A 21944-nucleotide genomic window follows, 5' to 3' on the forward strand; every position below is an offset into this window, starting at 1 on the left:
CGTCAGGCCGGCTGCGGCGTGAAGAAGCGGACGAGGTCCTCGGCCGCGGTGGGCGACAGCATCATCGCGTGCACCCGGGCGGACATCTCGGCGATCGGCTGGATCCTGCGGAACATCGCCTCCTCGTAGGCCCGGATCGCCGCGTCCGGGTCGGCGGGGGCGTCGACGAGCGCGGCGGCGAGTTCCGCCCCGTCGAGCATGGCCTGGTTGGCGCCCTCGCCGACCGGCGGCATGAGGTGGGCGGCGTCGCCGACGAGGGTGACGCCGGGCCGGTGCGTCCAGCGGGTGCCGGCGGGCATGGCCTGGATCCGGCGGAGGATCGGCGGCCCGTCGCCGGCTTCGACGAGTGCGGTCAGGCGAGGGCTCCAGCCGTCGAAGAGGGCCAGCAGGTCGTGCTTGGTACGGCAGGTGTCCGGGTGCCGGTCGTCCGCGGGCAGGGAGATCCCGACCCGGATGCTGCCGTCGCCGAGGCGTTGCGCGGACAGGATCTGGCGTACCCCGACGCCCCAGAGGTTGCCGGGGCCGACCAGCTCGGCGATCTCCGGGTGGCGCCGGTCCGCGTCGTCGATGCGGAGCTCCACCGCGGTGGACACGGCGGCGAGGGGAGCGTCGGTGAGCAGCGACCGGACGACCGAGCGGGCGCCGTCCGCGCCGACGAGGAGATCGCAGTCGTCGCGGTGGCCGCCGTCGAACGTCAGCCGGAAACCGCCGTCGGGCCGGGGCGCCGCCGCGACGAGCCGGTGCCGCCACCTGACCGTGTCGGCGGGCAGCGAGTCGAGCAGCAGGTCCCGCAGTGCGGCGCGGTCGATCTCGGGGCGACCGTCGAACGAGCCGGGCTGCGGCACGTGGTGCAGGAGGGTCCGGCCGGCCGGGTCGAGGATGCGGTGTTCCTCGCCCTCCGGCCGCGCCTCGGACCGGAACCGGCCGGTGAGGCCCGCCTCGTCCAGGGCCCGCTGGCCGGACTCGGGGTGCAGGTCCAGCATCCCGCCCGGGGAACGCGTCGTGCGGTCGGCCTCGCGCTCGTGGACCACCGCGTCGATGCCGTGCCGGTGCAGGATCCGGGCCAGCGTCAGGCCGCCCAGGCCACCGCCGGCGATCGCGATTCGCATCGCCACCTCCTTTAACGTACGATGTATTTCATGGATACACCGTACGGTAGCGTACCGTTGCCGGTCTGGGAACGCCCCGAGCCGCAGCCGCGGGCGGCGCCCGTGCCGTTGAGCCGGGCGAAGATCGCCGCCGTCGCGATCCGGCTCGCCGACGCCGACGGCCTCGACGGGGTGTCGATCCGCAAGCTCGCCAAGGCGCTCGACGTCGGCCCGATGCGGCTCTACGACTACGTGCTCAACCGGTCCGAGCTGCTCGACCTGATGGTCGACGCGGTGTACGCCGAGATCGCCGAGGCCGACCGGCACGACGGGTGGCGCGACACGGTGCTGGCCGTCATGCACCGGACCCGCGAGGCCGCGCTCGCGCACGAGTGGTTCGTCGACCTGCTCGGCGCGCGTCCCCACCTGGGACCGCACGCGCTCGCCGTGGGCGAGGCGACCGCGGCGGCGCTCGCCCGGGCCCCCGCCGTGCGTGGGATCGACGATCTGCAACGGGCCCTGGGCGCGCTCAACGCGTTCGTCGTCGGGGCGCTCCGCCGGGAGATCACCGAGCGACGCACCGCCCGGTCGACCGGCACCGACGTGGCCGCCTGGCAGAGCGCCCTCGGGCCCTACCTGACCCGCATGCTCGACACCGGTCGTTATCCGACAGTCGCCCGGCTCGTCGTCGAGGGCGCCCACCTCGACGCCGCGGAAACGTTCCACCACAACCTGGTCACCGTGCTGGACGGCATCACCGGCCGGCCGTGACGGCTGCCGGGCGGGGTCAGGTGGACCGCTTCGGGAGCAGCAGCTCCTCGTGGTCGAGTTCGCGCTCCAGCACGCGGAGTTCCTCGTCGGGCAGCCGGCCGGAGTCCCGCCAGCGGACCAGCTCCTCGCGTTGCGCGTCGATGGTCGCCCGGCGGACCCGCAGCGCCGTCTCGTACGCCGGTGAGGTGGGCATCTCGGACGAGCCGCTCTGCTCGATCAGGTCGAGCCGGCCCCGGTAGCGGGCCAGGCGGGTCAACAGTTGGGCCCGGATGGTGTTGACGGCGACGCCGCTCTCCGGATCCTCGGCGGCGACCGCGTCGAGGCGGGCCAGGGCGGCCTCCACCGCGGCGGAGCGGGCCTCGTTGCGTACCCGGGCCTGGTCGGCCTCGTTGGCGCGCAGGCCGAGCCGGCGCACCAGCGGCGCGAACGTCAGGCCCTGCCCGACAAGCGTCACCAGGACGACCACGAACGTGCAGAACAGCAGCAGGTCACGGTCCGGGAACGGGGCGCCGCCGTCGGTGGTGAGCGGCAGCGTGAAGATCGCGGCCAGGCTGATCACGCCGCGCGTACCGGACCAGCTCAGCGCCGCCACCTCCCGGGCGGTCAGCCGGTCGGCGTTGCGGTCGGCGCGGGCGACCTGCCGGGCGCTCGCCGGCTCGTCGGCGTCGTCCGGCTCGGCGATGCCACCGAGCCGGGTGTGCAGCGACCGGGGGAGCGACTGGGTCAGGACCAGCCAGGCGGGACGCAGCAGCAACACCACGCCGACGGACACCGCGACGGCGGTGACGATGGTCGAGGTGTCGTACTGGCGCAGGTTCTTGACGACCTCGGGGAGCTGCTGGCCGATCAGCAGGAAGACGAACCCCTCCAGGAGGAAGTCGACCAGCCGCCACACCGCGTTGGTCTGGAGCCGGGCCGCGCCGGACCCGAACTGGGGCGTCTGGTGGCCGACGATCAGCCCGGCGACCACCACCGCGAGCACGCCGGAGACGTGCAGCTCCTCGCCGATCAGGTAGGCGACGAACGGGGTCGCGAGCGAGATCGCGTTGGACAGCAACGGGTCCGCGGTGAGCGGTCGGGCCAGCCGCTTCGCCCAGGCGACGGCCGCGCCCACGGCGACGCCGCCGACCGCCGCGACGACGAACTGCGCGACGGCGCCGGGGAAGGAGAACTTTCCGCCGACGGCGGCGGCCACCGCGACGCTGAGCATGGTCAGCGCGGTGGCGTCGTTCAGCAGCCCCTCACCCTGGATGATCGTGACCATCTTGGGCGGCAGGTTGACCCGGCGGCCGACCGCCAGGGCCGCCACCGGGTCGGGCGGCGCGACGGCGGCGCCGACCGCGATCCCGGCGGCCAGCGTCGCGCCGGCGACGAACAGGTGGAACCCGATGCCGACGAGCAGCCCGGTGAGGAGCACCAGCACCACGGAGAGGCTGACCACGATGCGCAGGTTGCGGCGCAGGTCGAGCAGGGAGGAGTCCAGCGCCGCGCTGTAGAGCAACGGCGGCAGCACGACCATCAGGACGAGGTCGGGGTCGAGGCCGATGTTGGGGCCGGGGAGCAGCGCGTACGCGATGCCGATGAGCGGCAGGAGCGCCGCCGCCGGCAGACCGGTGCGGGCCGCCACCCACCGTACGGCGACGATGACCGCGACGGCGGCGAGCACGAACAACAACGTCGAGTGGATGCTCACCTCGACCGACCCTACCCACGCCTGCGATCATCATGCGATGCGGGGAGCGGCATGAGCATCACGTCGGTGATCAACTACAAGGGCGGGGTCGGCAAGACCACCATCACCGCGAACCTCGGCGCCGAGCTGGCCGCCCGTGGCCGCCGGGTCCTGCTGATCGACCTCGACCCGCAGGCCAGCCTCACCTTCTCGTTCTATCCGGCGGACGAGTGGGAGAAGGACCTCGCGTACGAGAAGACGATCCTGCAGTGGTTCGGCTCGGTGCTGGCCGAGGAGCCCACCGGCCCGCTGCACCCGTACGTGATCACGCCGGAACCGGCCAACGCGTTGCTGCCCGACGAGGGCCGGCTCGACCTCGTCGCCTCCCACCTGGGCCTGGTCGACGTCGACCTGGACCTCGCCGCGGCGCTCGGCGGGTCGCGCTTCCAGCACGGCAGCCCGCACTTCCTGCCGCTGCACCGGGCGTTGGCCGACGCGCTCGCCGCCGAGGAGTTCGCCGGGTACGACGACATCCTCATCGACTGCGCGCCGAACTTCACCATGGTCACCCGGACCGGCATCGTGGCCAGCGAGCACATCCTCACCCCGGCCCGGCCCGACTACCTGTCCACGCTCGGCATCGACTACCTGCGCAGCAAGGTCTCCGAGCTGGTCCGGGACTTCAACCGGGTCGCCGCGCCCGGACCGACCATCGACCCGCAGTACCTGGGCGTGGTGTTCACTATGATCCAGTACGCCGCGGGCGGGCCGATCAACGCGTCCCGCAACTACATGCGGCACACCGACAGCCTGGAGGTCCCGGTGTTCCGGCAGACCGTCCGGGAGAACAAGACCCTGTTCGGCACCGCCGGTGAACGGCGGCTGCCCGCCGTGCTGGTGCCGAACGCCAACGAGACGGTGCAGCACGAGCTGCGGCAGCTGGCCAGCGAGTTCCTGGCCCGCACCCGCCTGTAGAAGGAGACTCCCGGTGTCCAACCCCGCCGACCTCGCCCACGCCGTCCTGCTGCGGGTGGCGGAGTTCGTCCGCGCGCTCCCCGCCGACCAGCTCACCGCGTTGGCCGACGGCACCGCGAAGCTGGCCGTGGTCGACCGGACCCGGGCCGCCGCCCGGCCGGCCACCACCGCGTCGGCGGGCGTGGACACCGACCGGGTCCGGGCCGACCTCGCCGCGATCGGGGACCGCGCGGCCGGCGTCCGCTACCTCGCCGACCTGAAGCTCACCGTGGCGAAGCTGCGGGCGCTCGCCGGCGAGCTGGGCATCGCGGTGCCCGGCAAGGCCCGGAAGGCCGACATCGAGCACGACATCGTGCAGTGGACGGTGGGGCGACGGCTGGACTCGGCCGCCGTCAGCCGTCCGCCGGCCGCTCGGGGCTGACCGCGCCCCCCGGCCGTTCGGGGCTGCCTCCGGCCTCCGGCTGTTCGGGGCTGCCTGCGGTCTCCGGCAGCAGCGTCCGCACCTCGGCGAGCACCTCGGCCCAGAACGCGGCCGGGGCGGCGCTGCGCACCTGCCCGGCCAGGTGTTCGGCGAGCCGCCGCGCCTCCCGCCTGCTGAACGGCGCGTCCGTCGGGCCGCCCACCCGCTGCCGGGGCCGGGCCGGCGCGTCCAGCGGCACCGGGTCGCCGGTGCAGACGATGTCGAGGTGCCCGGTGGTGCGCGTCAGCGCCACGTAGAGCAGCCGGTGACCGCGTTCGTCGCCGGCCACGATCTCCTCCGGCTCGACCACCACCACCGCGTCGAACTCCAGGCCCTTGGCCTCCTGCGGACTGACCAGGTTGACCGCGCCGCCCAGCTCGCCCCGGTCGGCGCTGCTCCAGGCCATGTCGTTCGCCGCCAGCGCCGCCTCGACCGGGCGTCGCTGCCGGGGCGGGCAGACGATGCCGACGAACCGGCCGGCCTCGGCGTGCTCCCGCGCCACCGCCACCGCCCGGGCGGCCAGCTCGGCCAGGCCGACCCGGTGCACGCCGGTGTCGGCCGGGCCGTCCCGGACCACCTCCACCGGCGGCACGCCCGGCGCGGCCACCGGCAGCAGCGCCGCCGCCGTCGCGTACGCCTGTCGGGGTACGCGGTAGCCGTACCGCAGTGGGGCGATCCGGGCCGGGTGCACGGTCGGCAGGTGCGCGAGCACCTCGTCCCACGAGTCGCGCGCCCACCTGCCGGTGGACTGGGCGAGGTCGCCGACCACCGTCAGCGACCCGGTGGCGCTGCGTCGGGCCACCGCGCGCAACTGCATCGGGGACAGGTCCTGTGCCTCGTCGACCACCACGTGCGCGTACCGTCGGCCCGGCCCGTCGATGAGGAACGCCAGCTCGTCCAGCAGCGGCAGGTCGGCCGCCGACCAGGTCTCCCGGGACAGCCGGTCGGCGCCACGCCGGTGCAGCGCCGCCACCTCGGCCGGGGCGAACGCGTCCCCGGCGGCGGCCCGCAGCCGGGCGGTGGAGCCGAGCAGGTCGCGCAGCAGCCCGGTCGGCGTCTGCTGTGGCCAGAGCCGCTCGACGAGGTTGCCGACCGCGTCGGACCGGGCCGGGTCGACGCCGGTGCGGGCCGCCACCAGGGCGGCGAGCCGGTCACCGAGCAGCCGGCGCCGGCCGGCGTACGGCAGGGCGGCAGCCCTAGCCACGGCGAGCGCCTCGGCCACCTCGGCGCCGGGCAGCGTGACGAACCGACCGCCGACCAGCAGCCGCTCGGCCGGGTCGGGGACGCCGACCCGGGCGTCCAGCGCGCGGGCCAGCAGGTCGGCCATCCGGGCCTCGCCCTTGATCCGGGCGACCGCGTCGGACTCGGTCCGCCCGCGTGGCACGTCCGGGGCGAGCCGGTCGACGTCGCGCAGCTCCACCCCGTCGTCGCCGAGGGCGGGCAGGAGCTGGCCGATGTAGCGCACGAAGGTCGGGTGCGGCCCGACCACCAGCACGTCCGCGGCGGAGAACTCGGTGCGGTGCTGGAACAGCAGCCAGGACACCCGGTGCAGCGCCACGGCGCTCTTGCCGGTGCCGGGACATCCCTCGATCACCAGCACCTGGTCACGCGGGGCGCGGATCAGCGCGAACTGGGCGGCCTGGATGGTGGCCACGATGTCCCGCATGGTGCCGGTACGGCCCCGGCTCAGCTCGGCCAGCAGGTGCGCGTCCACCGCCTCGGCGATCTCGGCCAGGATGGTGTCGGTCAGGTCGTCGATGGTGTTGCCGGTGCAGGTGAAGGCGCGCTTGCGGCGGATCCCGGCGGGATTCTCCGGGGTGGCCTCGAACCAGCCGGCGGCGGCCGGGGCCTGCCAGTTGACCACCAGCACCTCGCCGTCGGCGTCCCGGATCAGGTGTCGCCCGACGTACCGGGTCCCGCCGGCCTCGTCGTCGATCCGGCCGAACGCCACCGCCTCGTCGGCCGCGCCGAGCGCCCGGCCGGCGGCGTCGGCGTAGCGGCGCAGGTGGGCCGCGGCGGTGGCGTGGGCGGCGGCGGACGGCAGCCGGGCGAGGTGGTCGCGGCGCTGGTCGCGGCGCTCGGCCGCGGTGTCGAAGTATTTCTGCTCGGCGGCGATGTCGGCTTCCCTGGACGCCACGCAGCCCTCCTTCACGCCGGTGTGGACCGGTCCGGCCGACGGGACTCGGTCGGGGCTCACCGTACCGGCTCGGTCCGACGTCACGGGCACCTCACCCGCCGGCAACAGCATTGACATACTTCACTGCTCGGCCTAGGGTCTGGTCGAATCGATTCGAGTCGCGCTGTGGCGTTCCCGCGGCGACGGCGGGCGGTTCGGGTCGCGATCGGGCACGTGCGGTGCGGGTGCCGCCGCCGACGCGACGGCCGGCTGGTCGCGCACCGGGCATGCGGACCAGGGGCGAAGTCCGGGACAGCTACGCCGCGCGCGGCGGACCCCGTCGTGCGCGTTCTCCCCGTGCCGGCCGGCGGAGTGGCGGTACGGGGGTCGTCGTCGATCCCCGTACCGGACAGGTTCCCACCAAGTGGCGAAGGAGCCGCGTCATGAGATTACGCAGCACCGTCTTCGGGCCCCTCGCGGCCGTGGCGGTCCTGGTCGTGGTGGCCGCGACGACAGTGGCGGGCGGCCCGGGCGGCTCCGCCTCGGCCGCGGCGTCCGGCGCGCTCGCCGGGACCGCCGGCTGTGGCCGGGCGCCCACGCTGACGAGTGGTCCCCGGACCATCCAGAGCAGTGGCCAGAACCGCAGCTTCATCCTGCGGATCCCCGACAACTACGACCGGAACCACGCCTACCGGCTGATCTTCGGATTCCACTGGAACGGCGGCACCGCGAACGACGTCGACTCCGGCGGGGCGGACCGGGAGGCCTGGTCCTACTACGGCCTGCGACAGCAGGCGAACAACAGCACCATCTTCGTCGCGCCCCAGGGCAACGGCAACGGCTGGGCCAACCCCGGCGGTCAGGACGTCACCTTCGTCGACGACATGATCAGGCTGATCGAGGGGGACCTGTGCGTCGACACGACGCAACTCTTCGCGCTCGGCTTCAGTTACGGCGGCGGCATGAGCTATTCGCTGGCCTGTTCCCGGGCGGGCGTGTTCCGCGCCGTCGCGGTCTACTCCGGCGGCCAACTCAGCGGGTGCGCCGGCGGCACACAGCCGATCGCGTACCTGGGGATCCACGGCATCGGTGACCCGGTGCTCAACATCTCCGCCGGACGCTCGTTGCGGGACACGTTCGTGCGCAACAACGGCTGCACCCCGCAGAGCCCGCCGGAGCCGAGGGCGGGCAGCCTGACGCACATCACCACCACCTACGCCGGCTGCCGGGCCGGCTATCCGGTGGTGTGGGCCGCGTTCGACGGCGGGCACACCCCCGGCCCGGTGGACGGCGGCGGGGACAGCGGCGCCCGGACCTGGACGAAGACCGAGGTGTGGCGGTTCTTCACCCAGTTCGGCGGCACCGACCCGACGCCCACCCCGACGCCCACCCCGACGGTCAGCCCGACCACTCCGCCGCCGGGCGGCACGTCGATCGTCCGCAACGCCGCCGCCGGTCGGTGCCTGGACGTCAACGGCGGCTCGCAGGCCAACGGCGCGGCGGCGATCATCTGGGACTGCCACGGCCAGAGCAACCAGTCCTGGACCTCGACGGCGGCCCAGGAGCTGCGGGTCTTCGGCGGCAAGTGTCTCGACGTCAACGGCGCCGGCACCGCCAACGGCAGCTCCGTGATCATCTGGGACTGCAACGGCCAGTCCAACCAGCAGTGGCGGCTCAACGCGGACGGCACCATCACCGGGGTCGGATCGGGCCGGTGCCTGGACCTGGTCGGCGCCGGCACGGCCAACGGCACGCGGACCGAGATCCGGGACTGCACCGGCGCGGCCAGCCAGCGGTGGAGCCGCGCCTGAGCCGTTGACCGACACCTGTGTGAACGCTAACATATGACGTCTTATAGATTGACACTGATCGATTAAGTGGGACCGGGAGGCGGATCGGATGTTCAGCACAGTGAGTCGTCCACGGAGATCGTGGCGGGCGGTGATGTCGGCGGCGGCGGCATCGGTCCTCGCGGCGGCGGCCGTTCTGACCGCGTCCGCCTCCCCGGCCCAGGCGGCCACCGCCATCACCATCAACGGGTCGTCCGGCGGGCGGACGCTCGACGGCGTCGGCGCGGTCAGCGGCGGCGGCGGAAACAGCAGACTGCTGATCGACTACCCCGAACCGCAGCGCAGCGACATCCTCGACTACCTGTTCAAGCCCGGCTACGGCGCCGCGATGCAACTGCTCAAGGCGGAGATCGGCGGCGACACCAACTCCACCTCCGGCGCCGAGCCCAGCCACGAGCACACCCGGGGCAGCGTGAACTGCAACCGGGGCTACGAGTGGTGGCTGATGGAGCAGGCCAGGCAACGCAATCCCAACATCGCGCTGGCCGGCCTGGCCTGGGGTGCGCCGGGCTGGATCGGCAACGGCAACTTCTGGTCCACCGACTCGATCAACTACCTGGTGGGTTGGCTGGACTGCGCGGCGACGCACGGGCTGACCATCAACTACCTGGGCGGATGGAACGAGAAGGGCTGGAACACCACCTGGTACAAGAACCTGCGGTCCACGCTCAACGCCCGCGGCTACGGCAGCGTGAAGATCGTCGCCTCGGACGACTGGGGGTGGGGCGCCGCCGACGACTCGCTGCGTGACCCGGCGTTCGCCGCCGCGGTGCAGGTCTTCGGCAGCCACTACGTCTGCGGCTACCGCGGCGCCCAGAGCAGCTGCCCCAGCTCCGCCAACGCCATCTCGACCGGCAAGCCGCTGTGGGCCAGCGAGAACGGCTCCGACGACTACAACGCCGGCGCGCCGGCGCTCGCCCGGGGCATCAACCGGGGCTACCTCGACGGCAAGATGACCGGCTACATCAACTGGCCGGTGATCGCCGCCATCACCCCGAACATCCCCTGGGCGACCACCGGCGTCGCGGTGGCCCAGCAGCCCTGGTCCGGGGCGTACTCCATCGGCAAGAGCACCTGGGTGATGGCACACACCACGCAGTTCGCCGCCCCGGGTTGGCGCTACCTCGACGCGTCGAGCGGCTATCTCGGCGGCAACCGCAACAACGGCAGCTACGTCTCGCTCAAGTCCACCAACAACAGCGACTACAGCACCATCATCGAGACGCAGGACGCCGGCGCGGCCCAGCAGCTCGACTTCACCGTCACCGGCGGGCTCTCCACCGGCACCGTGCGCGTCTGGGCGACGAACGTCAGGTCCAACAACAGCGCCGACCACTTCGTCCGGGGCAGCGACATCACCCCGAACGGCGGGCGCTTCTCGCTCACCGTCCAGCCCGGCTACGTCTACAGCATCACCACCACCTCCGGGCAGGGCAAGGGCACCGCGGTCAGCCCGGCGCAGGGCAACCTGAAGCTGCCGTACAGCGACAACTTCGACAGCTACGCCACCGGTCGCGAGGCCAAGTACCTGATGGACCAGCAGGGCTCGTTCGAGATCGCCGGGTGCGCCGCCGGGCGGACCGGCCAGTGCGTCCGCCAGATGTCCGAGCAGGCGCCGATCTACTGGACGACCGGCCAGGCCGAACCGTACGCCCTGCTGGGCGACCTGACCTGGCGCAACTACACGGTCTCCTCGGACGTGCTGCTGGAGAAGCCCGGTTACGTCCAGCTCATCGGGCGCGGCAACACCTACAACCACCAGGGCCCGCAGAACATGAACGGCTACTACTTCCGGGTCACCGACGGCGGCGCCTGGTCCATCCGGAGCAACAACACCAGCGGCAACTGGCGCACCCTGGCCAGCGGCAACACCTCGGCGCTGGGCACCGGACGCTGGCACAACCTGTCGTTGAAGCTCAACGGCAGCACCCTCACCGCGGCGGTCGACGGCACCACCGTCGGCACCGTGTCGGACTCCGCCTGGGTCGCCGGCCAGATCGGGTACGGCACCGGCCAGGGTGTCACCGCCCAGTTCGACAACCTCTCCATCACGCCGGGCGACGGTTCCAGCAGCCCGACCGGAGAGATCCGCAGCGCCAACGCCAACCGCTGCCTGGACGTCAACGGCGCCAGCCAGGCCGACGGCGCGGTGGTGCAGATCTGGGACTGCAACGGCGGCGCCAACCAGCAGTGGACGGTCGGCACGAACAACCAGCTCACCGTGTACGGCAACAAGTGCCTCGACGTGGCGGGCACCGCCTCCGGCAGCCGGGCGCGGATCATGACCTGCACCGGCGGCAGCAACCAGCAGTGGCGACTCAACGCCGACGGCACCATCGTCGGCGTCGGCTCGGGGCTCTGCCTGGACGTCAACGGCGCGGGCACCGCCAACGGCACCGCGGTCCAGATCTGGACCTGCAACGGCGGCAGCAACCAGCAGTGGGTACGCGGCTGACCCCGCCACCCCTCGCCGACCCGGCCGTCCCGTCACGGGGCGGTCGGGTTGGCGCGTCCCTCCTACGATGACGGTCATGGATGTCGCCGCGGTGACGAACGTGGTCGTGGCCGCGATCTCGGTGCTCACCGTCGTCGTCTCGGCGTTCTTCGCGCTCCGGCAGCTCCGGCTGGCGCAGGGCGCGAACCACACCCTGGTCGCGATCGAGCTGCTCACCCGGGACCGGATGAGCGACACGTTCCTGGACAGCCAGCAGTTCGTGCTCACCGAGCTGCGGACCGCCTGCCCGCGCGGCGTGCCGGTCAGCGAACTGCCCGCCGACGCCCGCAAGCACGTGAACCGGATCGCGCTCTACTACAACGGGCTGGGCCAGATGCTGGCCTTCAAGGTGGTCGAGCCGGCGTTGCTGCTCGGCACCGGTGGATACCGCGCCCGGGAGGCGTGGGCCGTGCTGGAGCCGTACATCCTCGCCGAGCGGGCGGAGCGCGGTGAGTCGTACCTGTCCAACTTCGAGCATCTCGCGGTGCTGGCGACCGAGACGCCGTGGCCGGTCGCGGTGCGCAAGCTGGGCCTGCGCCGGTTCGACCACTACCCGGCGGATGTGGGTCGGGTGCCCCGACCGGCCGACGGACCGGAAACCTGAGCGTCTCCTCGCCCCGGGCCGACTACCATCCGCGCGGCCGACGCCAGCAACGTCGATCATGAGGTTGGCGGCCCGATTGGAGATCGACATCGCCGCCAACCTCATGATCGACGCGATCCGGGAGGGCGAGTTGCGTCAACCGGGGGTTGACGGGGGTCGGGCGTCAACCTATGGTTGACGCATGGACGAGACCGAACCGCTCAAGATGAGCCACCCGGTGCGCCTCGACGACCTGATCGAGGGCATCAAGAAAGCCCGCCCCGACGCACTCGACCAACTGGCCGACGCGGTCCTCCTCGCCGACCACCTCGGCGACGTCGCCGACCACCTGATCGGGCACTTCGTCGACCAGGCGCGTCGCTCGGGCGCCTCGTGGACGGAGATCGGCCGCAGCATGGGGGTGAGCAAGCAGGCCGCCCAGAAGCGTTCCGCCGCCAAGGCCGAGACCGCCGCCGCGCTCGACCCGAACGCCGGGTTCGGCCGGTTCACGCCGCGCGCCCGCAACGTGGTGCTGGCCTCGCAGGAGGAGGCACGGGCCGCCGGCCACGCCGAGATCACCCCGGAACACGTGGCGCTGGGGCTGCTCGCCGAACCGGACGGGCTGGCCGCCGCGTTGGTCAAGGCGAAGGGCGTACCCCTGGAGATGTTCCGGGAGGCCGTGGCCGCGACCCTGCCGGCGAAGGTCGACCAGGTTCCGGACCTGATTCCCTACGACGCGCGCGCCAAGAAGGTCCTGGAGCTGACGTTCCGGGAGGCGCTGCGGATGGGGCACAACTACGTCGGGACCGAGCACATCCTGCTGGCCCTGCTGGAGGAGGAGGGGGCCGACGGCGTGCTCGGTGGCCTCGGCCTGACGAAGGAGGCGATGGAGTCCGCGGTGGAGGGCGCGCTGGCGGAGCTGGCCCGTAAGCGGGCCTGAACCGCGTCGGGGGCCCGGCCCCCGCGGCGGGGGGCCCCCGCCGCCGCCCCCCCCCCCCGCGCCCGCCCCCCCGGCCGCCCCGCGCCGGGGCCCGCCCCCCCCCCACGTCCGGGTGTCAGTCGGCGGCGGGGAATCCGTAGCGGGCGGCGTGCTCCGGGTCGGCCGGGTCGACCTGGCGGATGCCGGCGTCGGCGAGAAGCTTGTTCACCTCGTCGAGCCGGTCCCGGACCAGCCGGGCCTCCTCCTCGGTGACCCGGCCGCGGTGCGGCCGGCCGGCGTGCTCGATGGTGCCGTAGTCGATCTTCTCGGCGGTGCGCCGCGCCTTCGGCGGCCGGACCCGCTCGGCGGTCCGCAGCAACCGCGCCATCGGCACGTCGGTCGCCATCGCGTCGAACTCGCTGGCGGTCAGCACCACCCGGCGCGGCTCACCGCCGCCGTGCCGGTCGTGGATCTCCACCACGGCCACGTCCAGCGCCGCGTCGTCGATGCTCTCCACGTCGACCGGGGTGGCGTCCAGTTGCACGGGCCCGGCGACCAGGTCCGGGTGCTCCAGCACGACGACCCGGACCACCTCGTCGTCGGGGGACAGCACCTGGCCGGTGAAGTCGGAGACGTGGATCGTCTTCTTGCCCATGCGCGGAGCTTCTCCTGTCGTAGGCCGGAAATCGGACCACAAGACGCTACCGCACAGGCGTACGAAGGCCGGTACGACCGCCGCCCGGTGTGTCGCCGCCCGCGTCGCTCAGAGACTGCCCCGCGGCGCCACCCACTCGGTGGGTTGGCCGGTCAGCGCGGCGATCCGGTCGTAGTCGGCGTCGTAGTGCAGCACCACCGCGCCGTGGAGTTCGGCGGTGGCCGCGATGACGAGGTCGGGCAGGCGGAAGTGGCGGTGCTGGCTGTCGGCCGCCAGGAGGCGATGGACCGACAGGGCGCGGTCCATCGCCTCCGTGGTGACGTCCAGCCAGCGGTGCCCGCGCAGTGCCTGCCAGAGGATCTCGTAGCCCTTGGGGCTGGGCGCGTTGTTCAGGTACTCCAGGGAGGTCATCTGGCACGCCGCCAGCCGTCCTTCCGCCAGCAGCGTCTCGAAGCGCTTCCGAACCGAGGGGTGGCGGCCCTGGAGCACGTACACCGAGGTGTCGGCCAGATAGATCCGACCGGCCATCAGGCCGCGGCCTCGCCCTCTCGCGCGTGTTCGGCCAGCCGGCTCAGATCGCGACCTCCGCCGTGCCGCCACGCCTGTTCCGACCTGGTGAAGTCCATCTCGACCTGGTCGAAGGCCGCGACGATCTCCTTGGCCTGTCGCCGGACCGCGAACGCGTGGAGCGCGGCGTTGATGGTGGCGACCTTGGTGTCCGTGCCCAGAGCCTCCCGGGCCGCCTCGAGCCACTCGTCGTTCACGTCCACGGTGATGCGCGTCATGCCGCCGACCATACACCGGAAAAGTCGCACAGGACGCACCAAGGAATCAGGTGTCGTGGTGCGTCACGTCGTCGTGAGGCCGCGCCAGGCGGGGGTGCCGGCCGGCTGCGCGTTCAGCTCGGCCCAGCAGGGCCCCCGGTGTCGGGCCTCGCGGTAGGCCGGCTGCGCCGGGAAGCGGCCGGGCGCGTCGGCGGCCCGCCAGCTCCGCGCCGGGTCCTGCTGGAATCGGTCATTCGGCTTCTGAGGCATGACCACTACCGTCCCAGAGAAACTTGTCCATGTATGAAAGTGAATATGACGCGGGGTCGAGGCGTTCGGTTCCGCCGAAGCGTCAGATTCCGGCGGCCGGCAGGCGGACCACGAATCGGCATCCGTCGCTGACGTTCTGGACCTCTACCCGCCCGCCGTGCGCCTCAACCAACCCGCGCACGATCGCCAGCCCGAGCCCGCCGGACCCGCTCGGCTCCACCGCCGCCGGCGTACGGGCCGGCTCGCCACGGAACGCCACGTCGAAGACGCGGGGCAGATCGTCCGCCGGAATGCCGCCGCAGGTGTCCGCGACCGCCAGCCAGGCGGTGTCGACGTCCCGCCCCGCGTCCACCGTCACCGTGCCGTCGGCCGGCGTGTAGCGGATCGCGTTGAGCAGCAGGTTGCCCACCACCCGCGCCAGCTCCCGCTCGCTGGCCGTCACCGCCGGCCAGCCCGACTCGGGGGCGACCAGCCGGATCCGGCGGGCGGCGGCCAGCGGCGCCGCGCCGGCCAACGCGTCGGAGACCACGTCGCCGAGCGCCACCGTGGACAGCGACAACCGGAGCGCGCCGGCGTTGATCCGGGACAGCTCGAACAGGTCGTCCACCAGCCGGGTCATCCGGTCGGTCTCGATCCGGATCCGGCGGTGGTACTCGGCCACCGTCACCGGCTCGTCGACCACCCCGTCCTCGAGCGCCTCGGCCATCGCCCGCAACCCGGCCAGCGGGGTCCGCAGATCGTGCGAGACCCAGGCGACCAGGTCGCGGCGTCCCTTCTCGATGAGGCGTTCCCGGGCCCGGGCCTGGTCCGCCCAGACCGCGGCGGCGGCCAGCCGGCGGCCGAACAGCCAGCCCACCGCCAGGCTCACCACCGCGGCGGCGGCGAGCGTGGTCAGCACCACCTGGAGGTCGTGCGGGGAGAGGAACATGGCCTGGGCGACCACCGCCACCCCGGCGGCCACCGCGCCGACGGTCGTGGCCAGCAGCACCGAGATGTGCACGGTGATCGACCGGCCGCGCAGCACCCGCAGCGCCACCGCGCCGGCCAGCCCGACCGCGAGCGCCGCGGCCAGCGACGCACCGAAGATCAGCGCGAGGTCACCCATCGGCCGGCTCGTACCGGTAGCCGACACCCCAGACGGTGACGATGCGTCGGGGACTGGCCGGGTCGGCCTCGATCTTCTCCCGCAGCCGCCGCACGTGCACGGTCACCGTCGACTGGTCGCCGAAGCTCCAGCCCCAGACCCGCTCCAGCAGCTCGGCCCGGCGGAACGCCCGCGCGGGATGCCGCATCAGGTGCGCCAGCAGGTCGAACTCGCGCAGCGTGAGGGCCAGCTCCCGGCCGTGCAGGCGGGCCACCCGGGGCCCGGTCTCCACCTCCAGGCCGCCGTCCGTGAGCAGCTCCGGCGGCACGCCGGCCGGCTCGCCGCCGGCCCGGCGCAGCACCGAGCGCACCCGCAGCACCAGCTCGCGCGGGGAGAACGGCTTACCCAGGTAGTCGTCCGCGCCCAGTTGCAGGCCGAGGATCCGGTCCGCCTCGTCGCCGCGCGCGGTCAGCATGACGATGGGTACGCCGTCCGGCCGCTCCCGCAGCCGCCGGCACACCTCCAACCCGTCGAGCACGGGGAGCATCAGGTCCAGCACCACCAGGTGCGGCGGGCGGCGGGACACGGCGTCCAGGGCCGCCGCCCCGTCCCCGGCGTGCTCGACCTCGTAGCCGGCGTGCTCCAGGTAGCGGCAGACCACGTCGGCGACCGTCCGGTCGTCGTCGACCACCAGCACCCGCTGCCCCACGGTGCACCTCCTGCCGACCGGGAGGTCAGCGTAGCCACGGGCGGGCGCGTGATCCATTGCCAGGTTCTTACGGTCGGCGGCGACCGGGCGGGCCCGGTGGGCGTACCGTGATCATGTGCTCGACCGACGGCTCTTCCTGCACCTGGCGACCTGGTTGGGGCAGTGGCCGGCGGGGCCCGGGTTGCACGTGGTCCGGTCCTGGCGCCGCGCCCGCCCGGCCTGGGACGGGCGGCTGCGCCCGGCGATCGGGGTCGCGGCGGGCGGCAGCGCGATCCTGTCGGTGGCGCCGGCCCGGGTCGAGGCGGTCCGCTCGCTGGTCGCCGGGCGGCCGATCGAGGAGTGGCTGCCCGCGCTGCCGGCGACGGTCGGCACCCCGGAACTCACCACGAACCGGGGCGTGTTCCGCTGGTGCACCGACCCGGCGCCGCTGCCCGACGTGGGGGAGTGGTTGCCGCCGACGGTGCCCGGCGCGCCGCCCTGGCTGGGCCTGTTCGACACCGACGTGCTGGTGGTCCGGGACGACGCCGGCGCGTACCTGGCCGGCGTGGGCATCAAGCGACACGACGCGTACGGGCACGAGCTGGCGGTGGGCACGGTGCCGGCGGCCCGGGGGCGTGGGCTGGCCCGGCGGCTGGTCGCGCAGGCGGCCCGGCGCGTGCTGGCCGAGGGCGCGATCCCCACCTACCTGCACGACCCGGGCAACCGGGCGTCCGCCCGGGTGGCCGAGGCGGCCGGGTTCCCGGACCGGGGCTTCACCTCGTTCGGCGTCTTCCCGCACTGACCGTTGACGTGGGCGCGGACCGTGGATCCCGGGCCGGATCCACGGTCCGCTGCCTCTCCCCCCGGCCCCGACACTGGTAACGCTAGGTGAACGAATGTGTCCGGACAAGACGCGGACCTTGTCCGGTTGTGGACTTGACCTGCGGAATCGTTGCTACCGTCGGGTGGTGGATCAGTGACGCAGTGTGTTGATGAGTGTGACTGCCTGGCGGGTGACCGGACGCAGCACCCGAAGGCGTGACAGCGCCACGAGCCGGTCGACCAACGGGACCACGCCGTCGATGAGCTGCCGGGTCTTGGCCTGGCCGGGCGAGCGGTCGTGCACCCAGTAGAGCACCACGCCCAGGTAGCCGAGCCAGAGCAGTTCCGGCAGGGCCGCCCGCAGCTCCTCGTCCAGTTTCGCGGTGGAGCCCGCGAGCACCTCGCGGAAGAGCGCCATCGACGCCTCGCGGGGCGCCGACGACTCGGCGGAGAACGGGCTGAGCGGCGAGGTCGGCTCCGCCGCCGTCTTGAAGAAGGTGCCGGCGAACGAGTGGTACGGGCTCAGCACGTCCACGCCGGCGTGCAGCACGCCGGCCAGCCGCGGCGCGAGGTCCCGCTCCCGGGCGAGCACCGGCGCGGCGGCGGTCCGGTGCTCACGCTGGGTGTCCGCGTAGAACTCCTGGATCAGGTGTTCCTTCGAGCCGAAGTAGTAGTAGGCGTTGCCCACCGCCACGCCGGCCTCCTGGGCGACGGCCCGCATGGTGGTGCGCGCGTACCCCCGTTCGCGGAACAGCCGCATCGCGGTGTCCAGGATCAGCCGGCGGGTCTGCTCACCCCGGGCGGTCGCCCCACCGCTCGGGCCACCCGCACCGCTCGTCGGCGCACTCTGCTCGGTCATCGTCGTCACCGTATCCCGGTTCCCGGACGCGTTCGCGGACCGCGGCGGCGGCCGCCACCACCCGCCGGGCCAACGGCAGCAGGTGCGGGCGGGCCAGCCGTTCGGCGGTGGCCCGGTGCCCGGCGAGCGCCCAGAGGCAGGCGAACCAGGCACCGTCGCCGGTCCAGACCGCGCCGGTGTCGGCGACCACTGTCAGTTCCCGCAGCGTGGCGTCGTGGTCCAGCCCGGGGAAGTGCTGCCGGGCCCGCGTCGACCCGGCCGCCACGAACGTCAGCGGTACGAGTTGGTCGCGTGCGGCGAGCCACCGCCGGGCGGACCGGCACAGCGGGCAGCCCGCGTCGTAGAGGACGGTGAACCCGCGGATTCCACCGGCCCCGTGCCCGGTGGAATCCGACGAGTGCCCGCCGGGGGTGGACGTCACCGGGCCGGCGGGTTCGGGCCGGCGGGCTGGACCGGTCGCGGGCCGCCCTGCGGCGGGTGCGCGGCGCCCTGCGGCGGGAAGACCACGCCGGGCGGCGGGAGCATGCCGGCCGGCGGGAGCGGCGGGTGGCTCGCCTGGTGGCGCAGCCGGCCACGCCGGTAGCGGCCGAGGGCGAACACGTTGAAGAAGTGCAGGGCGCCCAGGACCAGGAGCACCATCCCCACCTTCAGGGACAGTTGCTCCAGCGCCTGACTGGCGTCCCCGATCGGGTCGGACTCCTTCATGGCCACCGTGACGTAGCCGAGGTTGAGCAGGTAGAAGCCGACCACCAGCAGGCTGTTGACCGCCTCGGCCAGCCGGCTGTCGGGGAACACGTCCCGCAGGAAGACCAACCCGTTGCGGGAGAGCGTCCGCGCCACCCAGACGGTCAGCCCGATGCTGACCGCGAGGTACGCCAGGTACATCCAGACCTTCGCATCCATCCCCGTCGCCTTTCTTGAACGCGTTCAAATTTGCGTCGCGCTGAGCGTACGACGTCTTTTGAACGTGTTCAAGTCGACGGTGCCCGAAACGCGCGCCGGCCCGCCGTCGGTGGACGGCGGGCCGGCGGGAACGGACGGATCAGTCGGTCAGGCCGAGCACCCGGGCGGCGGCCCGGCCGTTGGCGTGGCTCGCGCCGTAGGTGGCGACGAACGCGCGCGCCCCGGCCGGCCGCCAGGCCCCCGGCCAGCCCATCTCCACCACGGTCACCGGATGCGTGGCGGCCAGCGCCTCGACCAGCTCCCGCGCCCCGGGCAGCCGGTGCAGGTGCCGCCCGACCAGCACCACCGGCCGTTCGCCGGCGAGCCGGCCCAGCTCGCCCGGGTCGGTCTCGCCGGCCACCGCGCGCGCCTGCTCGACGCCGGCGGCCAGGTGCGGACCCAGCCCCCACGGCACCCGCCCCTCGGCGATCGTGGCGGCGGCGTGCACCTGCACCACCAGCGGGGCGCCCGGACCGGGCAGGTCGCCCTCGACGCGCACCGCCCGCAGCGCGGCGGCGTAGCCGAGGCCGTCGGCGGCCGGGGCCGGGGCGTCGGCCGGCCCGGCCCGGCCGGCGAGCGCGGCGGTCCGGCCGGCGGCCTCCTCCACCCGGGCGCGGTCCAGCCGGCCGTCCCCGAGCGCGGCGACGATCTCGGCGGCGACGCGTTCCACCAGGGCGGCGTCGACCTGGGCGCCGATGCAGAGCAGGTCGGCGCCGGCGGCCAGCGCGCGGACCGCGGCCGGACCCACCCCGCCGGCGGCCAGCGCCGCGCCCTTCATCTCCAGCGCGTCGGTGATCACCGCGCCGGTGAAGCCGTACTCGCCGCGCAGCAGGTCGTGCAGGACCGCCCGGCTGAACGTGGCCGGGCCGTCGCCGGTCAACGCCGGCACCCGGATGTGCGCGGTCATCACCGCGCGGACGCCGGCGTCGACCACCGCGGCGAACGGCGGCAGGTCCCGCTCCCGCAGCACGGCCGGCGGCACGTCGACAGTGGGCAGCTCGTGGTGGGAGTCGGCGACCGTCGCGCCGTGCCCGGGGAAGTGCTTGGCGCAGGCGGCCACGCCGACCGACTGGAGGCCGGCGACCGCGGCGGCCGAGTGCACCGCCACCCGCTTCGGGTCCGCGCCGAACGAGCGGGTGCCGATCACCGGGTTCTCGTCGGCGGTGTTCACGTCGACCGTGGGGGCCAGGTCGAGCGTGAGGCCGAGCGCGGCCAGCTCCGCGCCGATCGCCGCGTACACCGCCCGGGTGAGGTCCGGGTCGTCGACCGCGCCGAGCGCGGCGTTGCCCGGGTACGGGCTGCCGGTGGCGTGGGCCAGCCGGGTGACGTCGCCGCCCTCCTCGTCGATCGCGACGATCACGTCCGGGCGGCCGGCGCGCAGCGCCGCCGTGGACGCCGCCACCTGGGCCGGGTCGTGCACGTTCGTGCCGAACAGGGTGTGCCCGGCGAGCCCGTCGGCGAGCAGGTCGACCGCCCAGCCCGGCGGCACCGGGCCCGGGTACGCGGCCAGCAACGTGCCCAGCGCGAGCCGACGGAGTCCTGGATCCAGCCCCACTGTCGTTCCCCTTTCCCTGCCGGGTCGTCCGACCTCCGTCGGACGGGGTGGCCGATACGCTAACGGGCACCCTTCGGCAGGCGTTTTATGGTTAGCAACCTTACGAAAAAAATTGAGGACGTTGGCATGAGTGCGACCCGGCTGCCCGGCACCCCCCGACTGTTGCGGGCGCTCAACGACCGTGCGGCGCTGGAGCTGCTGCTCGAACGTGGTCCGCTGACCCGGGCCCGGATCGGCGAGCTGACCGGGCTGTCCAAGGTGACCGCCTCCCAGCTGGTCGAGCGGCTGGAGGAGCGCGGCCTGGTCGCCCGGGTCGGCGAGCAGGCCGGCGGGCGGGGCCCGAACGCCCAGCTCTACGCGGTGCGTCCGGGCAGCGCGTACGTGGTCGGCGTGGACGTCGGCGCGGAGCGGGTGGTGGCGGCCTGCGCCGACATCACCGGCACCGTCGCCGGCCGGGTCGAGCAGTCCACCAAGGACACCGACGACCCGGTCGGGGTGGTGCACAACGCCGTGGTGCAGGCCGCCAGCAGCGCCGGCGCGGAGCTGTCCGCGGTCCGGCGCGTCGTGCTGGGCACCCCCGGCCTGGTCGATCCGCAGACCGGCGACATCACGTTCGCGTTCAACCTGCCGCGCTGGCACAGCGGCCTGCTCGCCGCGCTCCGGGAGGACCTGGACACCCCGGTCGTGTTCGAGAACGACGTGAACCTCGCCGCGGTGGCCGAGGCGCAGTCCGGCGCCGCCCGGGGCACCGCCGACTTCGTGCTGGTCTGGGTGGACGCGGGCGTCGGCCTGGCGATCATGCTGGGCGGCCGGCTGCACCACGGCAGCAGTGGCGCGGCCGGTGAGATCGGCTACCTGCCGGTGCCCGGGGTGCCCATCCCGCGCGACGTGTCGCGGCGGGCCAAGCCGGCGTTCCAGCAGCTCGCGGGTGCCGACGCGGTGCGCGCCGTGGCGGCCGAGCACGGCTTCGCCACGCCGGACGCGGCCGAGCAGGGCGTCGCGGCGGCGCGGGCGGCCGAGGCGGTGCAGGCCGCCATCGCCGCCGGCGAGGCCGGTGGCCCGGTGCTTGACGAGCTGGCCCGCCGGCTGGCGCTCGGCGTGGCGAGCACCTGCGTGGTGCTCGACCCGCCGTTGGTGGTGCTCGCCGGCGCGGTCGGTCGGGCGGGCGGGGCCGCGCTGGCCGAGCGGGTGCAGCAGGAGGTCGCGGCGATCACGCTGGTCCGCCCCCGGGTGGTGAGCACCGGGCTGACCGAGGAGCCGATCCTGCGCGGCGCGTTGCGTACCGCGCTCGACGCGGTCCGGGACGAGGTGTTCGGCTCGACGGTCGGCTGACCGCCGACCTGTCACCGCACCGGCCGCCATGTGAAGGAATTCTTC

The 21944-nt window shown here is 73.8% G+C and carries 22 protein-coding genes; 9 read left to right on the forward strand and 13 right to left on the reverse strand.

Features of this window, described 5'->3' with window-relative positions; translation table 11 throughout:
* Positions 1-2 precede the first annotated feature (2 nt).
* Positions 3-1109, reverse strand: coding sequence for an FAD-dependent oxidoreductase (locus ACLQ2W_RS26190; RefSeq protein ID WP_425789561.1), 1107 nt, complete (start codon positions 1107-1109; stop codon positions 3-5).
* 30 nt (positions 1110-1139) lie between these two features.
* On the opposite strand from ACLQ2W_RS26190, the gene ACLQ2W_RS26195 reads away from it, so the two are divergent.
* Positions 1140-1859, forward strand: a complete 720-nt coding sequence (locus ACLQ2W_RS26195; RefSeq protein ID WP_425789563.1) for a TetR/AcrR family transcriptional regulator — start codon at positions 1140-1142, stop codon at positions 1857-1859.
* Between the two features lie 16 nt (positions 1860-1875).
* On the opposite strand, the gene ACLQ2W_RS26200 is transcribed toward ACLQ2W_RS26195, so the two are convergent.
* The gene (locus ACLQ2W_RS26200) at positions 1876-3552 is read right to left on the reverse strand and encodes a Na+/H+ antiporter (RefSeq protein ID WP_425789565.1); all 1677 of its coding nucleotides are present in this window, start codon (positions 3550-3552) and stop codon (positions 1876-1878) included.
* Positions 3553-3603: 51 nt separating this feature from the next.
* On the opposite strand from ACLQ2W_RS26200, the gene ACLQ2W_RS26205 reads away from it, so the two are divergent.
* Together ACLQ2W_RS26205 and ACLQ2W_RS26210 are read left to right on the forward strand one after the other, a co-directional pair.
* Positions 3604-4506, forward strand: a complete 903-nt coding sequence (locus ACLQ2W_RS26205) for a ParA family protein (protein WP_357301429.1) — start codon at positions 3604-3606, stop codon at positions 4504-4506.
* A 13-nt stretch (positions 4507-4519) separates the two neighbouring features.
* Positions 4520-4927 (forward strand): hypothetical protein, encoded by a 408-nt coding sequence (locus tag ACLQ2W_RS26210; RefSeq protein ID WP_425789567.1) that lies wholly within the window; start codon positions 4520-4522, stop codon positions 4925-4927.
* Here ACLQ2W_RS26210 and ACLQ2W_RS26215 read toward each other — a convergent pair.
* Positions 4899-7103, reverse strand: coding sequence for a HelD family protein (locus tag ACLQ2W_RS26215; protein WP_425789569.1), 2205 nt, complete (start codon positions 7101-7103; stop codon positions 4899-4901). The two genes, ACLQ2W_RS26210 and ACLQ2W_RS26215, sit on opposite strands and share 29 nt — an antisense overlap.
* Before the next feature lie 422 nt (positions 7104-7525).
* On the opposite strand from ACLQ2W_RS26215, the gene ACLQ2W_RS26220 reads away from it, so the two are divergent.
* The 4 genes from ACLQ2W_RS26220 to ACLQ2W_RS26235 all read left to right on the forward strand — a co-directional run bounded on the left by ACLQ2W_RS26220 (position 7526) and on the right by ACLQ2W_RS26235 (position 12949).
* Positions 7526-8893: a ricin-type beta-trefoil lectin domain protein gene (locus tag ACLQ2W_RS26220; RefSeq protein WP_425789571.1), complete on the forward strand. Its 1368-nt coding sequence runs from the start codon at positions 7526-7528 to the stop codon at positions 8891-8893.
* Positions 8894-8981: 88 nt separating this feature from the next.
* Positions 8982-11387, forward strand: coding sequence for a ricin-type beta-trefoil lectin domain protein (locus ACLQ2W_RS26225; protein ID WP_425789573.1), 2406 nt, complete (start codon positions 8982-8984; stop codon positions 11385-11387).
* Positions 11388-11463: 76 nt separating this feature from the next.
* Positions 11464-12030 carry a DUF4760 domain-containing protein gene (locus ACLQ2W_RS26230; RefSeq protein ID WP_425789575.1) on the forward strand — a complete coding sequence of 189 codons (567 nt, stop codon included), beginning with the start codon at positions 11464-11466 and terminating at the stop codon, positions 12028-12030.
* A 181-nt stretch (positions 12031-12211) separates the two neighbouring features.
* Positions 12212-12949 carry a Clp protease N-terminal domain-containing protein gene (locus tag ACLQ2W_RS26235; RefSeq protein WP_425789577.1) on the forward strand — a complete coding sequence of 246 codons (738 nt, stop codon included), beginning with the start codon at positions 12212-12214 and terminating at the stop codon, positions 12947-12949.
* Positions 12950-13064: 115 nt separating this feature from the next.
* On the opposite strand, the gene ACLQ2W_RS26240 is transcribed toward ACLQ2W_RS26235, so the two are convergent.
* From ACLQ2W_RS26240 to ACLQ2W_RS26265, 6 genes are all read right to left on the reverse strand, one after another.
* Positions 13065-13583, reverse strand: a complete 519-nt coding sequence (locus tag ACLQ2W_RS26240; RefSeq protein WP_425789579.1) for a hypothetical protein — start codon at positions 13581-13583, stop codon at positions 13065-13067.
* 108 nt (positions 13584-13691) lie between these two features.
* Positions 13692-14111, reverse strand: coding sequence for a PIN domain nuclease (locus ACLQ2W_RS26245; protein ID WP_281935950.1), 420 nt, complete (start codon positions 14109-14111; stop codon positions 13692-13694).
* Positions 14111-14368 (reverse strand): type II toxin-antitoxin system VapB family antitoxin, encoded by a 258-nt coding sequence (locus ACLQ2W_RS26250; RefSeq protein WP_281935948.1) that lies wholly within the window; start codon positions 14366-14368, stop codon positions 14111-14113. The genes ACLQ2W_RS26245 and ACLQ2W_RS26250 overlap by 1 nt, the downstream gene beginning before the upstream one ends.
* A 63-nt stretch (positions 14369-14431) precedes the next feature.
* Positions 14432-14617 carry a DNA repair protein gene (locus tag ACLQ2W_RS26255; protein WP_405092739.1) on the reverse strand — a complete coding sequence of 62 codons (186 nt, stop codon included), beginning with the start codon at positions 14615-14617 and terminating at the stop codon, positions 14432-14434.
* An 82-nt stretch (positions 14618-14699) separates the two neighbouring features.
* Entirely contained in the window at positions 14700-15722 is a 1023-nt protein-coding gene (locus ACLQ2W_RS26260; RefSeq protein ID WP_425789582.1) for a sensor histidine kinase, read from the reverse strand.
* Entirely contained in the window at positions 15715-16410 is a 696-nt protein-coding gene (locus ACLQ2W_RS26265; protein WP_425789584.1) for a response regulator transcription factor, read from the reverse strand. The genes ACLQ2W_RS26260 and ACLQ2W_RS26265 overlap by 8 nt, the downstream gene beginning before the upstream one ends.
* 115 nt (positions 16411-16525) lie before the next feature.
* On the opposite strand from ACLQ2W_RS26265, the gene ACLQ2W_RS26270 reads away from it, so the two are divergent.
* Positions 16526-17191 (forward strand): GNAT family N-acetyltransferase, encoded by a 666-nt coding sequence (locus ACLQ2W_RS26270; protein WP_425789586.1) that lies wholly within the window; start codon positions 16526-16528, stop codon positions 17189-17191.
* Positions 17192-17362: 171 nt separating this feature from the next.
* Here ACLQ2W_RS26270 and ACLQ2W_RS26275 read toward each other — a convergent pair whose 3' ends face one another.
* The 4 genes from ACLQ2W_RS26275 to ACLQ2W_RS26290 form a co-directional block, all read right to left on the reverse strand.
* On the reverse strand, positions 17363-18070 hold the full coding sequence (locus ACLQ2W_RS26275) for a TetR family transcriptional regulator (protein WP_425789588.1): 708 nt from the start codon (positions 18068-18070) through the stop codon (positions 17363-17365).
* Positions 18003-18491, reverse strand: coding sequence for a thiol-disulfide oxidoreductase DCC family protein (locus ACLQ2W_RS26280; RefSeq protein ID WP_425789590.1), 489 nt, complete (start codon positions 18489-18491; stop codon positions 18003-18005). Before ACLQ2W_RS26280 ends, ACLQ2W_RS26275 begins: the two co-directional genes overlap by 68 nt.
* A complete protein-coding gene (locus ACLQ2W_RS26285) occupies positions 18488-18973 on the reverse strand; it encodes a hypothetical protein (protein ID WP_425789592.1) in 486 nt (161 codons plus the stop codon). The genes ACLQ2W_RS26280 and ACLQ2W_RS26285 overlap by 4 nt, the downstream gene beginning before the upstream one ends.
* Before the next feature lie 139 nt (positions 18974-19112).
* A complete protein-coding gene (locus ACLQ2W_RS26290) occupies positions 19113-20567 on the reverse strand; it encodes a glycoside hydrolase family 3 protein (RefSeq protein WP_425789594.1) in 1455 nt (484 codons plus the stop codon).
* Between the two features lie 126 nt (positions 20568-20693).
* Between ACLQ2W_RS26290 and ACLQ2W_RS26295 the strand changes: the two genes are divergently transcribed.
* Positions 20694-21899, forward strand: a complete 1206-nt coding sequence (locus tag ACLQ2W_RS26295; protein WP_281935934.1) for an ROK family transcriptional regulator — start codon at positions 20694-20696, stop codon at positions 21897-21899.
* Positions 21900-21944: the final 45 nt, after the last annotated feature.

Origin of the sequence: Micromonospora sp. DT227 (assembly GCF_049841835.1) — a bacterium.
Classification (GTDB): domain Bacteria; phylum Actinomycetota; class Actinomycetes; order Mycobacteriales; family Micromonosporaceae; genus Micromonospora.